A 14,815-nucleotide genomic window follows, 5' to 3' on the forward strand; every position below is an offset into this window, starting at 1 on the left:
CGGGTTCGGCTGGAAGCCGCTGTGTTTCCCCGTTGGAGAGAAGTATCCGCTTGCACCTTGGGTTTGAAAAACGGATAGTTTTGACAGCCATCATCGAAAATTTCGAATGCTCAAGCTCAGCCTCGATGCCCTGCAGATCCTGGATGCGATCGACCGCCGAGGCTCCTTTGCCGGTGCCGGCAAGGCCCTGCACAAGGTGCCTTCGACCATTTCCTACACCGTGGCCAAGCTGGAAGAGGATCTGGGCGTGCAGCTGTTCGACCGGATCGGCCCGCGGGCGGAGCCGACCGAGGCCGGGCGCGCGTTGCTGGAGGAGGGCAGGCACCTGCTGCGTGCGGCCCGGGAGCTGGAACTGCGGGTACGGCGGGTAGCCTCGGGCTGGGAGGCTGAATTGACCATGGCGGTGGATTCGGTGTTCCCGACTTGGCTGCTGGGGCCGGAAATTGCTGCTTTCCGCGAGGTGGCGGCGCCGACCCGATTGCGCCTGTTTGGCGAGGCGTTGTCCGGGACCTGGGAAGCGCTGCTGGACCGGCGTGCCGACCTGCTGGTGGGCGCGCCGGGCGAGGGCCCCAGTGGCGGGGGCTACGTGGTCGAGCCGCTGGGCAGCGTTGGTTTCGTGTTTGCGGTGGCGCCCGGTCATCCGCTGGCGACGGTGCCGGGTGTGCTGGGCCGCGAGCAGTTGGCGCCGTATTGCGCGATCGCCGTGTCCGACTCGGCACGGCGGCTGCTGCCACGGACGGTGGGTCTGTTGATGGGCCAGGAGACGTTGACCGTGCCGGACATGGCCAGCAAGTTGAAGCTGCAGTGCCAAGGGCTGGGATTCGGTTTCCTGCCCGAGCCGTGCGCGCGCGCGGCGGTGGCGCGCGGCCAGCTGGTGATCCGCGAGGTCGAGGAGCACAAGCCGGAGGAGACCTTCTGGCTGGCCTGGCGCACCGGCGAAGATGGCGCGGCCCTGCGCTGGTGGCGCGAGCGCCTGCGACGGCCGGAGCTGCTGGCGCAATGGTGGCAGGCGATGGCAGAGGGATAGGGTTCGGCCGGGCTGCGCCCTGCACCTGCCGAATCGACGGCAACAGCCAAAGCCAAAGCCAAAGCCAAAGCAACAGCGGGCATTCCGTGGAATGGCGGGGTGGGTCCGGTTGCGGGGGACGCTGCAAGTACGTCCATGTAAGCTCGGTCGCCGCATCCATGCGGCTCACGCCCCCGCAACCGGACCCACCCCGCCTTCGACAGATCTCCGCGATCTGTTGGATGGCATGGCCTGCTCTTGGTCTGCTCTTGGTGGGTGTCGACCTTGGTCGACACGTGAATCCACGCGACGCGTGGATGCTCTTCGTTCAATTGTCGAAATATTTGATCTCGATGAGATTCATCCACGCATGGCGTGGATCTACCCGATCGCGGAAATCTGTCAGAGGTGGGGCGGTATGGGTAGGCAGGACCGTTGGCGCCATGGATGGCGCCATCGAGCCCCCATGGATGGGTTTACGGCGTGTCCTGTCTGCCCATACCGTCCCGCCATCCCACGGAATGCCTGCTTCTGCTGTTGCCGTTGCTTTGGCCTCTGCGGGTGCAGGGTGCAACCCTGCCGAAAAACACACAAAAAAAACAGCAGGCCGGGGCCTGCTGTTTCGGTGTAATGGTGCGCCCGGAGAGATTCGAACTCCCGACCGCCTGGTTCGTAGCCAGGTACTCTATCCAACTGAGCTACGGGCGCCAATTACATAAACTTGTTGTGTTGATCGTGTGTGGTGCGCCCGGAGAGATTCGAACTCCCGACCGCCTGGTTCGTAGCCAGGTACTCTATCCAACTGAGCTACGGGCGCGCGGTACACAATCAAATTTTACTGCACTTCCAGCGGCGGATGCTGAAGGTCTGTCGAGTGGTGCGCCCGGAGAGATTCGAACTCCCGACCGCCTGGTTCGTAGCCAGGTACTCTATCCAACTGAGCTACGGGCGCCCTGCGACAGGAGCGGAATTATGCGGATGTCGGCGCGAGTCGTCAACGCTTTTGTGAAAATTTTCACCCAACTGAATGAAAAACGCCTCTGCGACAGCCTCCGGGTGTTTCATCCACGCGAAGTGGTCGGCTCGCGCGCCCAGCTCCTGCGCAGAAAGCACGCGCAGCTGTGAGGCGACATTCGGCAGTTTCGCCAGCAGCGCCTGCATCGATCCGATAGGCGCCAGCCAATCGTTTTCCATCAGCACCGCCTGCGCACTGCCATGCACGCGCGCCATCTGCGCATCGAGGTCCTCGTCCATGCCCACGGCAGCGTAGTGATTGTTCAGCCCTACGCGCGCCCAGTCGGCGATCAATCCCCGTGCTTCGGTGCCGCCGAAGCCCAGCCGGCGCCCGTGCAGCACGCCCTGATGCCGTGAGATCCATGGCAGGAAGCGATAGATCAGCGGCAGCAACCAGCCGCGTGGTGGCGGGAACGTGCGCCAGAACGGTGTACCGCTGGCCGCCAGCCACAATCGATCGAATGCCTGCGGCTGGCGCCCGGCATGCACGCAGGCCAGCTGACCGCCCAGGCTGTGACCACCGATGATCCATGGCAGTACCTCCTGCGCGTCATCGGCATCGGCGAGCAGGGCCTGGCTGGCCGGCAGATCGTGATCGAGAATCTGCCGGTAGCCCCAATCCTGGGTGCGTGACGGGCGCAGCGAACTGCTGCCATTGCCGCGCCATTCGTGCAGGTAGACCGCCACGCCCCTGGCTGCCAGTGCCTGCGCAAGCGGCAGGTAATGGCGCGTGGCCACGCCCAGCGCCGGCAGCCACAACAGCCGTGCCAGCGGCTGTGCAGGCACGCAGGCGATGATCTCGTAACGGTGGCCATCGCCGCTGTCCACGGCGAGCGCGCGTGGCGAATCGCTCATGCGTGCGGTGCCGCGCCGAAGTGGTCCAGTACCAGCACCTCGCTGCGGCCAGGCGCGTAGCCCTGCTGCAGGCCGCGCGCTACGTAGTCGATGCCGGCTTCGCAGGCATTGGCCAGGCTCAGCCCGTTGCACAGCTGTGCGGCGATGGCCGAGGCCAGCGTGCAGCCCGTGCCGTGCGCATCCAATGGCAAGCGGGCATGGATGAACTCTTCGCTGCTGACACCATCGAAGTAACGGTCGACCACGCGGTTGCCCTCCTGCAGGTGACCGCCCTTCAGCAGCACGGCACCGGCACCCAGATCAAGCAGTGAGGCGGCGGCTTGTTCTGCGTCGTTGCCATTGTCGATGCTGCGGCCGACCAGCAGCTCCGCTTCCGGTGCATTGGGGGTGACCAGGGTGGCCAGTGGCAGCAGCCGTTCGCGCATTGCCTGCAGCGCGCTGTCCTCCAGCAGGCGCGCGCCGCTGGTGGCGACCATCACCGGGTCCAGCACCACGTGCGGCGGTCGATGGCGTTCAAGGGCATCGGCCACAGCGTGGATCACCTCGGCGTTGGCCAGCATGCCCAGCTTCACTGCGTGGATATCGAAGTCGTCGAAGCAGGCCTCGATCTGCGCGCGCAGGAAGTCGACCGGCGGCACGTGCACGGCGCTGACGCCGCGGGTGTTCTGCGCGGTCAGCGCGGCGATCACCGACAGGCCGTGCACGCGATGCGCGGCGAAGGCCTTCAGGTCGGCCTGGATGCCGGCGCCACCGCCAGAATCGGAGCCGGCGATGGTCAGGGCGGAAACGGGGGTGGTCGGGCTCATGCGGTGATTGTGCCGTGCTGCTAAGTGTGGGGGTAGTGCCGGCCGGGTTGCACCCGGCACCCGCAGAAGCAACAGCAACACCGGAGCAACGGCGGCATCTCGTGGGATGCGGGGCGGTGTGGGCCTGCAGGACACGCCGTAAACCCGTCCATGGGGGCTCGATGGCGCCATCCATGGCGCCAACGGTCCTGCAGCCCCACACCGCCCCGCCTCTGACGGCTTCCTGCAGTAGATCCACGCCATGCGTGGATATCGCGGAAATGATCGGAGGGACAACGTAGATCCACGCCATGCGTGGATGACGCCATGCTCACCGCCGCCAGCGTGCCCACTGCTGGTAGAACACATAGCCCAGGCCGGTCAGTCCGGTCAGCAGGGCAGGGGCGAGCAGGGCGTCGTACTGCCAGCGTACGAACAGCCAAGCGCCGATCACGCCGCCAGCAAGGAAGCCGCTGATGATCAGGCCGCTCAGGGTCAGGCGCCGTACCTGCAGCGGCAGTCCGCGCAGCAGGTGGCCCAGGCCGATGCCGAGATCGGTGAACATGCCGCTGAGATGAGTGGTGCGTACGACGGCACCACTGAACGTGGTAGCCATCGCATTCTGCAGTCCGCAGGCCATCGCGGCTGCCAGTGCGCCCCAGATCTGATGTTGCTTGAACAGCGGAATGGCCGCCAGCAGCAACAGCGATTCCAGCGCCAGTGCTACGCCGTAGCGGCGGCCGAGCTGCAGTGCGCTGTCCTGGATCAGCAGTCCGCTGACCATCGCGCCCAGTGAGAATGCGATCAGCAGACCCCACAGATGGCCGACCGCGCGCCAATCACCCTGCGCCAACGCCATGCCGAGCTGGCTGGTGCTGCCGGTCATGTGGCTGACCGCCTGGTGTTCAAAACCGAGGAAGCCAACCACATTGACCATGCCGGCCACGCACGACAGCGCGACCGCGCCGATCCAGACCCAGGTGGGCAGGCGGATTCCCATGGCAGGCCCCTCAGGGCCCGCCGAAGCCGCCGTTGAACTGCAGCTCGCTGAAGGTCCCGCTGGCCGGGTCGAAGACCGCGCCCCAGAACTGCGCGCCGCCATCGCAGACCCGCACCGCTTCGCGGGCGGGCCGCAGACTGTTGTCTTCAGGCTGGTGGAACGCGTTGATGTAGATCACCTGCTTTCCGTCCAGTTCGATGCCGACGTACTGGCGATCGAAATCCATGACATGCGGCACCTGCGTTTCCAGCGCTGACAGCTTCGCTTCCAGCTGGTCCACCTGCTGCCGGCTCGGTGCCCAGTAGCCGCTGACCCGCCCGGCCTCGCGGCCGGGGCTGGGTCGCGAACAGGTGTCGAGCACCTGCGCGGCGATGATCGGGCGGGTGACCACCCAGGATTGGCCACTGCGCTCGGTGGTCGGCACGCTGGCCGGTCCCTGCGTGGTCGCGCAGGCACCGAGCAGCGTGGTAATGGCGACCGCCATCGATGGCAGCAGCAGACGGGTGCAACGGTTCACAACACCTCCGACGCGTAATCGGCCAGCCGCGAGCGTTCACCGCGACGCAGCGTGATATGCGCGCTGTGCGGCCAGTTCTTGAAGCGGTCCACCGCATAGGTCAGGCCCGACGTGGTTTCGGTCAGGTACGGGGTGTCGATCTGTTCGACGTTGCCCAGGCAGACGATCTTGGTGCCGGGGCCGGCACGGGTGATCAGCGTTTTCATCTGCTTGGGCGTGAGGTTCTGCGCCTCGTCCAGGATCAGGTAACGCGACAGGAACGTTCGGCCGCGCATGAAGTTCATCGAGCGGATCTTGATGCGGCTGGCCAGCAGGTCGTTGGTGGCCTGGCGGCCCCAGGTACCGCCTTCCTGGTTGTGCGTCAGCACTTCCAGGTTGTCGGTCAGCGCGCCCATCCACGGCGTCATCTTCTCTTCTTCGGTACCGGGCAGGAAGCCGATGTCCTCGCCGACGCTGACCGTGGCGCGGGTCATGATGATCTCGCGGTAGCGCTGCTGGTCCATCGTCTGCGCCAGGCCGGCGGCCAGCGCCAGCAGGGTCTTGCCGGTGCCGGCGGTGCCAAGCAGGGTGACGAAGTCGATCTCCGGATCCATCAGTGCGTTGAGTGCGAAGTTCTGCTCACGGTTGCGCGCGCTGATGCCCCACACGGCATGGCTGCCGTGGCGGAAGTCATCGACCAGCGACAACACCACCTTGCCATCGCCGACGATCTTGCTGACACGCAGCTCGACTTCGTCTTCGCCTGGCAGGTACACGTACTGGTTCGGGTACCACTCTTCGCCGTCCTGGGCGAGAATTTCGTAGTGCGTGCGGCCCTTGTCGCTCCAGCTGCGCAGATCCTCGCCGTGGCGCTTCCAGAAGTCTTCCGGCAACTCGGTGGCGCCGGTGTAGAGCAGGCTGAAATCGTCCAGCGCGCGGTCGTTCTCGTAGTCTTCCGACACGATGCCGGCGATGGCGGCCTTGATCCGCAGGTTGATGTCCTTGGAGACGAACACCACCGGGATTTCCGGCGTTTCTTCTTTCAGCGCCAGGATCGCGCCGAGGATGGCATTATCCGGGATGACCTTGCCAAAGCTCTTGCCCGCGTCGAAATGGCTGGTCTGGAAGCGCAGCAGGCCCACGCTCTGCTTGCCGCGCAGCTGCAGGCCCTGCGGCCGCTGCAGCGGAATGCCCTCGGCCAGGTTGTCCAGGCCCGAAGCCTGCACCAGCTCGTTGAGGAAGCGGCTGACCTGGCGGGCATTGCGGCTCGCTTCGGTCGTACCCTTCTTGCCGTTGTCCAGCTCCTCGATCACCTGCATGGGCAGGTAGACATCGTGCTCCTCGAATTTGAACAGCGCGGTGGGATCGTGCATCAGCACGTTGGTATCCAGCACGTAGATGCGCTTGCCTCGGGTCATCATCGGTTCCTGGTTACGGACAGGGAAAAACCACCACGGCCTGCTGCAGGGCAGGGTGGTGGCGGACAAAGTGGGCGATGGGACTCACTTGGACGGATGGGCCTTCAGTTCGGCAAGCACGGCGTCGGCATGGCCGGCGACCTTGACCTTGCGCCATGACTGCACGATGCGGCTGTCGGGGGAAATCAGGAAGGTGCTGCGCTCGATGCCACGTACCTGCTTGCCGTACATGTTCTTCATCTTGATCACCTCAAAGGCGCTGCACAGCGCTTCGTCGGTATCACTGACCAGCGGGAACGCGAAGCCCTGCTTGGCGCAGAAGTTGTCGTGGGACTTCACCGAGTCGCGGGAGACGCCAAGCACCACCGCGCCCGCCTTCCTGAAGTCGGGCAGCAGTGCGTTGAAGTCAATGCCTTCGGTGGTGCAGCCCGGGGTGCTGTCCTTGGGGTAGAAGTACAGCACCAGCCACTGGCCGGCGTAATCGCCGAGGGTGGCCTGGGCGCCGCCGGACAGCGCCAGCGGCAGGGAGAGGGTGGTGCTGTCCAGGGTATCGCCGTTGTTCATGAGGTCCTTCTGTCGAGCCTGGGTTCTTTCTACGACAATTGCATGAAACGCCACGCGCCCGTGAGGAGCGCGCGAAAAATCAGGATTTCAATCAGAACTTCATCGGGTCCATGATCGCGTCCAGGTTCAAGTGGTCGCAGAACTCGAGGAAATCGTCGCGCAGGGCGGCGATGTGCATGTTGGCCGGCACGCCGATGGTGACCTGTGCGCTGAACATCTCCGCACCGGTCTGCATGGCGCGGTAACGCGTGCTCTGCAGGGTCTCGATGGTGATGCCCTGGCGATCGAAGAAATCGGCCAGCTGGAACAGGATGCCCGGCTTGTCGGCGGCGATCACCTCGACGATGTACGGCAGCAGGTTGGACTGCGCCTGCTTGGCTTCGGTGCGATACCACACCAGCTTCAGGCCTTCCTCGCGCTCGAGCCGGGTCAGCATCGCTTCCAGCTTGGCCACCGAATCCCAGGAGCCGGTGGCCAGCGCGGTCACCGAGACATCGCGGCCCACGGTGGCCAGGCGTGCATCCACCAGATTGCACCCGCTGTCGGCGATGCGGCGGGTGACGGACAACAGGGGGGACTCCGGATGCGTCGTATAGGCGTTGATCAGGAGGTGGTTTTCGCTCGGCGCTGGGCGCGGGGTGGTGTCGGTCAAGGCGATTCCGGGTAATGCATGCGTTAGTCTGAATGCCCGCCTGAGGCGGGGATCCACCGGTGTCCAGCATACTTGCCCGTGCTTTCGCGCCGCAAGTAACATTCAGAACGCCCGCGCCCTTCCGTGGCGGACGTTTTCCCTCCCCAGCCAAGAGCAGCACGTCCTTGTCCCTTTCCGGCCTCATCACCGCGCTGGCGACCCCCTTCCGGGCCGACGGCGCACTCGACCCCGACGGTTGGCAGCGCCTGCTGCACCTGCAGCTGGAGGGCGGCGTCCAAGGCGTTGTCGTTGCCGGCTCCACCGGCGAGGCAGCCACCCTGTCCGATGCGGAGTACGACCAGCTGCTGGCCAGCGCGGTCGAGCGTATCGCCGGCCGCGTTCCGGTCCTGGCCGGCACCGGCCTGTCCGGCACCGCCAAGACCATCGAACAGACCCGCCGCGCCGCCGCGCTCGGCGCCACCCACGCACTGGTGGTCACCCCGCCGTACGTGCGGCCGACCCAGGCCGGCCTGATCGCGCATTACCGTGCGGTGGCCGAGCAGGGGGGATTGCCGGTGGTGCTGTACAACGTGCCCGGCCGTACCGGCTGCGACATGCTGCCGGAGACCGTGGCCGAGCTCGCCAGCCATCCGAACATCGTCGGCATCAAGGAAGCGGTGGGTGATACCGGCCGCGTGCGTGCGCTGCTGGACCTGCGCAGCCCGACCTTCGCCGTGCTTACCGGTGATGACGGCACGGCCGCACGTTCGATCCAGGCCGGCATGGACGGCCTGATCTCGGTCGGTTCCAACGTGCTGCCCGGCGCCTACCGCCGGATGTGCGACCTGGCTGCTGCCCATGACCATGAAGCCGTCGAATCCTGGGATGCGCGCCTGCAGCCGTTCCATGACTTCTGCGGTGTCGAATCCAACCCGATTCCGGTCAAGGCGCTGTTGCGTCGGATCGGCATCGGTCACGATCTGCGCCTGCCGCTGCTGCCGCTTTCGGCTGCACATGCGCCTGCCGCCGACCATCTCGCCGGCGATATCGCCGCCCTCGAAGCCCTTTCCAGCCACTGACCTTCCGTCTTGGTCTGATCCAGGAGATTCACATGCGCCAACCCGTTTCCGCCGTCCGCGTGCTGTCCTTCGCGCTCCTTGCCGTGGCCACCGCAGCCGGCACCACCGGTTGCTTCAAGCGTGGCGTCAAGGGCGACTACGCTCTGGCCCCGGAAGTGCGTCCGCTGGAAGTGCCGCCGGACCTGAACCTGCCGGCAGGCGCCGGCAACAACCAGGTGCCGACCTTGAGCTCGGCGACCAAGCCGGCCACGCCGGCCGCAGCCACCCCCGCAGTCAGCGCCACCGGTTTCACCATTGCCGGCAGCAAGGATGAAGCCTTCGCCAAGGTTGGTACCGCGCTGGAAGGCGTGGAAGGCTTGACCATCGCCACCCGCGCGCAGCTGCTGGGCTCGTATGACGTGGCTTATGAAGGCAGCAACTTCCTGGTCCGCGTGGTCGCCGTCGACGCCGGTGCCTACATTTCCGCGGTCGACCCGCGTGGCCTGCCGGCCACCGCCGAAGCCCCGGTGAAGCTGATTGCCACGCTGAAGGCGAAGCTGGCCCCGTAATGGCCGGTTGGGTGGGGGCGGGCCTGCTGGTTCGCACCTGCCGTGGTAGAGGCCGACCTTGGTCGGTGCCTTTGTGCCAACCAAGGTTGGCAGCTACCAGGGCCTGACCCGTCCTGCCATAGGTTGACACCTATGGGGTGGATGATCCGGCCGCCGTCAGGCGGCCAAGGACGCCCGGTGCATCGCATCGGGCGTCTGCATTTTAAGGGACAGGTGGGGGCGCTCGGCGTTGTAGATCTCCACTGCCTCAGCCACCATCTGCCGAGCCTGTCCCAGGTCCCGTGGGCGACGGAGCAGAAACTCGCATTTGAGGATCCCGTTGATCCGCTCTGCCAGAGCGTTCTGATAGCAATCGTAGCCGTCGGTCATGGAGCAGGTCAGGCCGTGCTTGGCATGGATCTTCTGATAGTTGTCCGAGCAGTACTGGATGCCCCGATCCGAATGGTGGATCAGCCGTTGCCTCGTTTTCCGGGTTTTCAGGGCCATCTCCAATGCCTGCGCGGTATGTTCGGTCTGCAGCGTCTCATTCACGCTCCAGCCTACGATCTTGCGTGACCACGCATCGGTAACAAGGCTCAGGTAAACGAACTTCCCATCTGTTGGTAGATAGGTGATGTCAGCCACCCACACCTGTTCGCAGCCACTGGGAACGATGCATCCTTCACCGGATTTGAGCAGATTGGGATGCTTGCGGAAGCGATGATGGCTATCGGTCGTCTTGTGATACGCGCGGCGCTGCGGCACCAGCAAGCGCGCTTCTCGGAGCACGTCAAATAAACGATCGCGCCCCAGAGCGATCCCCGCCGCCTGCAGCTTCGGCTCAATCAGATGGTGCAGCTTGCGCGTACCGACCCGAGGCTGGCGCGCGCGGCAGTCGCTCACCAGCGACAGTGCCGTAGCATCAGCAGCGTCTCGCCGCTGATGGCGGTGACCGGCCTGATAGAACGCCTGCCGACTGATGCCGAAATGGCGGCAAGCCCTTGCCACGCTTACGCCTTTGAGGCGCCCTTGCGTGAGGACTTGCCGGAAGGCTTTTTTACGATTTTTACCCCGTAATCCTCTTTGAGGACATCCACGATGGCCTCGAACAACTGCGCCTTCTCGTTTGCCTCCCGCAACTGGACCTGCAGGGCCTTGATCTGTTGTTCCGGCGTCAGCGGCTTGGCCGCCCCGGCTTTGGGGACAGTGCTCATGGGAGGCAATGATGCCCCAGCTGACCAATCCTGCCGACCATGCCGACGAAGCCAGGAAAGCACCGTGCTGCGCCCTTGGATCCCATAACGCTCCTGGGCCTTTTTGTAGGTCAGCTCCCCGCGCTCGACCTGGTCTACCACCGACAACTTGAAGGCCAGCGAGTAATCCCGTTGGCTGCGCCTGATTGTTGATTTCATTGAACATTCCTTTTCCAGAGGGAAAAGGTGTCAACCCAATTCAGGACGGGTCAGCCAGAACAGAAAAGGGCGCCCTGGGCGCCCTTTTCATTGCCTGCTGGTGCGTACCTGCCGTGGTAGAGGCCGACCTTGGTCGGTGCCTTTGTGCCAACCAAGGTTGGCAGCTACCAAGGCCATGGTGCTGGCGCCTCAGCGCTCCAGCAGCTTCAGCTTGTCCGGCTTGCCATCCCACTCGCCGGCGTCGGCCGGCGGATCCTTGCGCACCGTCAGCACCGGCCATTCCTTCGCCAGTTCTGCATTGAGGGCGACGAAACCTTCCTGACCAGCGGGAACATCGTCTTCCGGGAAGATCGCGTTGACCGGGCACTCGGGTTCGCAGAGGGTGCAGTCAATGCACTCGTCCGGGTCGATCACCAGGAAGTTCGGGCCTTCGTGGAAGCAATCCACGGGGCACACTTCCACGCAATCGGTGTGTTTGCACTTGATGCAGTTTTCGGTGACGACAAAGGGCATGGGTAGAGGGTGAATCGCTTTCTGAACCTGCCAATTCTAGAACAGGTTGGCCCCCGGTGTCGGTTGCCGTGTGAAAGTGGGGCGGATTGGTGCCTGGAATGCCCATTTGGCGGCATGCCCGCCCTGTGCGACGCTGCCAAGGCCGCCGGCCCGCTTCGGTCGGCTCCCTTCCTTGCAGGATCCTTCATGTCGCCAGTCCAGCCCGGTGCCGCCCCCAACGGCGGTGAGAACACTGCCTTCATCGTCCTGATCAGCTGCGCCGCCACCCTCGGCGGGTTCCTGTTCGGCTTCGATAGTGGCGTCATCAATGGCACCGTCGACGGCCTGCGCCAGGCCTTCAACTCCAGCGAGGCCGCGCTCGGCTTCGAGGTCGCCTCGATGCTGCTGGGGTGCGCGATCGGCGCGTTCGCGGCCGGTTGGCTTGGTGACCGGCTGGGACGTCGCGGCGTGTTGATCGTGGCGGCCGTGATGTTCCTGGTGTCGGCGCTGGGCGCCGGCGCTGCACATGCGTCCTGGTTGTTCGTCTGTGCGCGCGTGCTCGGCGGATTCGCCGTCGGTGCGGCCAGCGTGATGTCGCCGGCCTACATCGCCGAAGTCGCGTCGGCGCGCTATCGCGGCCGGCTGGCGACCGTGCAGCAGATGGCGATCATCTGCGGTCTGTTCGCGGCGTTCCTCAGTAACTATCTGCTGGCCAGGGCTGCAGGCGCCTCTACCGAGCCGCTCTGGCTGGGGCAGGAGGCATGGCGCTGGATGTTCTGGATGCAGGCGCTGCCGTCACTGCTGTTCCTGCTGCTGTTGCTGGTGATCCCGGAAAGCCCGCGCTTCCTGGTGATGAAGGGCCGGCAGGCGCAGGCGAGGGCGGTGCTTGGCCGGTTGTATGGTGAACGCGCCGCGGTGAACAAGCAGGCCGAGATCGAAGCGAGCCTGGCCCAGGACCAGCACAAGCCGCGTTTCGGTGACCTGCTCAACAAGGCCACCGGCAAGCTGCGTCCCATCGTCTGGGTCGGCATCGGACTGGCGATGTTCCAGCAGCTGGTCGGCATCAATGTGGTGTTCTATTACGGCGCCGTGCTGTGGCAGGCGGTGGGCTTTTCGGAAAGCGACGCGCTGCTGATCAACGTATTGTCCGGTGCGCTGAGCATCGGCGCCTGCCTGCTGACGGTATTGCTGATCGATCGCATCGGCCGCAGGCCGCTGCTGTGGGTCGGTTCGGTCGGCATGTCGGTGGCGCTGGTGCTGATGGTGGTCGCCTTCGCCAGTGGCAGCCTGGCCGATGGTCGACTGCAGCTGTCCGACGGCATGGGCCGGTTGGCGCTGGTAGCGGCCAACGTCTACGTGGTGTTCTTCAACATGTCCTGGGGCCCGGTGATGTGGGTGATGCTGGGCGAGATGTTCCCGAACCAGATCCGCGGCCCGGCGTTGGCCGTGGCCGGTGCGGCGCAGTGGACGTCGAATTTCGCGATCACCGTGACTTTCCCGATGCTGCTGACCGGTATCGGCCTGGCCGGTGCCTACGGCATCTACACCGTCGCCGCGATCCTCTCGATCATCTTCGTCGTCCGCCACGTGCGCGAGACCAAGGGCAAGGAACTGGAGCAGATGGAAGGCTGACGGCTCGGCCTGGCTTTCAGCGCCTTCCTGTTCCGAGGTGAGGCGGCAGGCCAGCCGCTCCAGGACACGCCGTAAACCCATCCATGGGGGCTCGATGGCGCCATTCATGGCGCCAACGGTCCTGGAGCGGCCGGCCCGCCGCCTCTCGACAGATCGCGGATGGCGGACGCAGGCAAGCGCGTCGGGGTTGAATTTGTTTCGGAGGAGCGAGGCTGTTCTTGCCGCCGTCGCGGGAAATTGTCAGGAGGGGGCGGGCCACCCTTTCTTGGACCGTTGGCGCCAAGGATGGCGCCATCGAGCACCATGGATGGGCTTTAGCGTGTCCAGGAAAGGGTGGCCCGCCCCCTCCCGCGCAGGAACAGAGAGGCGCAAAAGCGACCACGCCCGTTGGAATCGAGAATCCGGTGACCCGTCCTGCCATAGGTTGACACCTATGGGGTGGATGATCCGGCCGCCGTCAGGCGGCCAAGGACGCCCGGTGCATCGCATCGGGCGTCTGCATTTTAAGGGACAGGTGGGGGCGCTCGGCGTTGTAGATCTCCACTGCCTCAGCCACCATCTGCCGAGCCTGTCCCAGGTCCCGTGGGCGACGGAGCAGAAACTCGCATTTGAGGATCCCGTTGATCCGCTCTGCCAGAGCGTTCTGATAGCAATCGTAGCCGTCGGTCATGGAGCAGGTCAGGCCGTGCTTGGCATGGATCTTCTGATAGTTGTCCGAGCAGTACTGGATGCCCCGATCCGAATGATGGATCAGCCGTTGCCTCGTTTTCCGGGTTTTCAGGGCCATCTCCAATGCCTGCGCGGTATGTTCGGTCTGCAGCGTCTCATTCACGCTCCAGCCTACGATCTTGCGTGACCACGCATCGGTAACAAGGCTCAGGTAAACGAACTTCCCATCTGTTGGTAGATAGGTGATGTCAGCCACCCACACCTGTTCGCAGCCACTGGGAACGATGCATCCTTCACCGGATTTGAGCAGATTGGGATGCTTGCGGAAGCGATGATGGCTATCGGTCGTCTTGTGATACGCGCGGCGCTGCGGCACCAGCAAGCGCGCTTCTCGGAGCACGTCAAATAAACGATCGCGCCCCAGAGCGATCCCCGCCGCCTGCAGCTTCGGCTCAATCAGATGGTGCAGCTTGCGCGTACCGACCCGAGGCTGGCGCGCGCGGCAGTCGCTCACCAGCGACAGTGCCGTAGCATCAGCAGCGTCTCGCCGCTGATGGCGGTGACCGGCCTGATAGAACGCCTGCCGACTGATGCCGAAATGGCGGCAAGCCCTTGCCACGCTTACGCCTTTGAGGCGCCCTTGCGTGAGGACTTGCCGGAAGGCTTTTTTACGATTTTTACCCCGTAATCCTCTTTGAGGACATCCACGATGGCCTCGAACAACTGCGCCTTCTCGTTTGCCTCCCGCAACTGGACCTGCAGGGCCTTGATCTGTTGTTCCGGCGTCAGCGGCTTGGCCGCCCCGGCTTTGGGGACAGTGCTCATGGGAGGCAATGATGCCCCAGCTGACCAATCCTGCCGACCATGCCGACGAAGCCAGGAAAGCACCGTGCTGCGCCCTTGGATCCCATAACGCTCCTGGGCCTTTTTGTAGGTCAGCTCCCCGCGCTCGACCTGGTCTACCACCGACAACTTGAAGGCCAGCGAGTAATCCCGTTGGCTGCGCCTGATTGTTGATTTCATTGAACATTCCTTTTCCAGAGGGAAAAGGTGTCAACCCAATTCAGGACGGGTCACGGAAAACAGAAAAGCCCGCACAAGGCGGGCTTTTTCGGTTCCTGCTGCGGCGACTGGTGCTCCCTAGGGGACTCGAACCCCTGTTTTAGCCTTGAGAGGGCCACGTCCTAACCACTAGACGAAGGGAGCAGTGTGTCGCTGCCGGTGCAGGAGCGCTA

The 14,815-nt window shown here is 64.5% G+C and carries 14 protein-coding genes and 4 tRNA genes; 4 read left to right on the plus strand and 14 right to left on the minus strand.

Features of this window, described 5'->3' with window-relative positions; all coding sequences use genetic code 11:
- The first annotated feature begins 106 nt into the window (after window positions 1-106).
- Window positions 107-1,027: a LysR family transcriptional regulator gene (locus tag ACEF39_RS08025; protein WP_500287569.1), complete on the plus strand. Its 921-nt coding sequence runs from the start codon at window positions 107-109 to the stop codon at window positions 1,025-1,027.
- A 610-nt stretch (window positions 1,028-1,637) separates the two neighbouring features.
- On the opposite strand, the gene ACEF39_RS08030 is transcribed toward ACEF39_RS08025, so the two are convergent.
- The 10 genes from ACEF39_RS08030 to ACEF39_RS08075 all read right to left on the minus strand — a co-directional run bounded on the left by ACEF39_RS08030 (window position 1,638) and on the right by ACEF39_RS08075 (window position 7,790).
- Window positions 1,638-1,714, minus strand: a tRNA-Arg gene (locus ACEF39_RS08030).
- 32 nt (window positions 1,715-1,746) lie between these two features.
- Window positions 1,747-1,823 (minus strand) — tRNA-Arg (locus tag ACEF39_RS08035).
- Between the two features lie 58 nt (window positions 1,824-1,881).
- A tRNA-Arg gene (locus ACEF39_RS08040) sits at window positions 1,882-1,958 on the minus strand.
- On the minus strand, window positions 1,949-2,875 hold the full coding sequence (locus ACEF39_RS08045) for an alpha/beta hydrolase family protein (RefSeq protein WP_500287570.1): 927 nt from the start codon (window positions 2,873-2,875) through the stop codon (window positions 1,949-1,951). The genes ACEF39_RS08040 and ACEF39_RS08045 overlap by 10 nt, the downstream gene beginning before the upstream one ends.
- Window positions 2,872-3,681: a bifunctional hydroxymethylpyrimidine kinase/phosphomethylpyrimidine kinase gene (gene thiD / locus ACEF39_RS08050; protein WP_500287571.1), complete on the minus strand. Its 810-nt coding sequence runs from the start codon at window positions 3,679-3,681 to the stop codon at window positions 2,872-2,874. Before thiD ends, ACEF39_RS08045 begins: the two co-directional genes overlap by 4 nt.
- A 310-nt stretch (window positions 3,682-3,991) precedes the next feature.
- Window positions 3,992-4,660, minus strand: a complete 669-nt coding sequence (locus tag ACEF39_RS08055) for a YoaK family protein (protein ID WP_230112521.1) — start codon at window positions 4,658-4,660, stop codon at window positions 3,992-3,994.
- Between the two features lie 10 nt (window positions 4,661-4,670).
- Window positions 4,671-5,144, minus strand: coding sequence for a hypothetical protein (locus tag ACEF39_RS08060; protein WP_500287995.1), 474 nt, complete (start codon window positions 5,142-5,144; stop codon window positions 4,671-4,673).
- A gap of 29 nt (window positions 5,145-5,173) precedes the next feature.
- Complete coding sequence (locus ACEF39_RS08065; protein ID WP_500287572.1) at window positions 5,174-6,574, minus strand: PhoH family protein; 1,401 nt, start codon at window positions 6,572-6,574, stop codon at window positions 5,174-5,176.
- An 84-nt stretch (window positions 6,575-6,658) separates the two neighbouring features.
- Entirely contained in the window at window positions 6,659-7,138 is a 480-nt protein-coding gene (locus tag ACEF39_RS08070) for a peroxiredoxin (protein ID WP_500287573.1), read from the minus strand.
- Window positions 7,139-7,229: 91 nt separating this feature from the next.
- On the minus strand, window positions 7,230-7,790 hold the full coding sequence (locus ACEF39_RS08075; protein WP_025879444.1) for a glycine cleavage system transcriptional repressor: 561 nt from the start codon (window positions 7,788-7,790) through the stop codon (window positions 7,230-7,232).
- 164 nt (window positions 7,791-7,954) lie between these two features.
- On the opposite strand from ACEF39_RS08075, the gene dapA reads away from it, so the two are divergent.
- Together dapA and ACEF39_RS08085 are read left to right on the plus strand one after the other, a co-directional pair.
- On the plus strand, window positions 7,955-8,848 hold the full coding sequence (dapA, locus tag ACEF39_RS08080; RefSeq protein ID WP_230112518.1) for a 4-hydroxy-tetrahydrodipicolinate synthase: 894 nt from the start codon (window positions 7,955-7,957) through the stop codon (window positions 8,846-8,848).
- A 32-nt stretch (window positions 8,849-8,880) separates the two neighbouring features.
- Window positions 8,881-9,396, plus strand: coding sequence for a hypothetical protein (locus ACEF39_RS08085; protein WP_500287574.1), 516 nt, complete (start codon window positions 8,881-8,883; stop codon window positions 9,394-9,396).
- 156 nt (window positions 9,397-9,552) lie between these two features.
- Here ACEF39_RS08085 and ACEF39_RS08090 read toward each other — a convergent pair.
- Both ACEF39_RS08090 and fdxA read right to left on the minus strand, forming a co-directional pair.
- Window positions 9,553-10,787 (minus strand): IS3 family transposase gene (locus tag ACEF39_RS08090; RefSeq protein WP_500285465.1). Its coding sequence is split into 2 segments (ribosomal slippage): window positions 9,553-10,436 and window positions 10,436-10,787, totalling 1,236 coding nucleotides; the frame shifts between segments, so codons are not numbered across the junction.
- A 189-nt stretch (window positions 10,788-10,976) separates the two neighbouring features.
- Window positions 10,977-11,300 (minus strand): ferredoxin FdxA, encoded by a 324-nt coding sequence (fdxA, locus tag ACEF39_RS08095; RefSeq protein WP_005409054.1) that lies wholly within the window; start codon window positions 11,298-11,300, stop codon window positions 10,977-10,979.
- A gap of 186 nt (window positions 11,301-11,486) precedes the next feature.
- Between fdxA and ACEF39_RS08100 the strand changes: the two genes are divergently transcribed.
- Window positions 11,487-12,911, plus strand: coding sequence for a sugar porter family MFS transporter (locus tag ACEF39_RS08100; protein ID WP_500287575.1), 1,425 nt, complete (start codon window positions 11,487-11,489; stop codon window positions 12,909-12,911).
- A 457-nt stretch (window positions 12,912-13,368) separates the two neighbouring features.
- On the opposite strand, the gene ACEF39_RS08105 is transcribed toward ACEF39_RS08100, so the two are convergent.
- A protein-coding gene (locus ACEF39_RS08105; RefSeq protein WP_500285465.1) for an IS3 family transposase occupies window positions 13,369-14,603 on the minus strand; the annotation gives its coding sequence in 2 pieces (ribosomal slippage) (window positions 13,369-14,252 and window positions 14,252-14,603; 1,236 coding nt in all).
- A gap of 108 nt (window positions 14,604-14,711) precedes the next feature.
- Window positions 14,712-14,786 (minus strand) — tRNA-Glu (locus ACEF39_RS08110).
- Window positions 14,787-14,815 lie beyond the last annotated feature (29 nt).

Origin of the sequence: Stenotrophomonas indicatrix (assembly GCA_041545745.1) — a bacterium.
Lineage (GTDB): Bacteria > Pseudomonadota > Gammaproteobacteria > Xanthomonadales > Xanthomonadaceae > Stenotrophomonas > Stenotrophomonas indicatrix_A.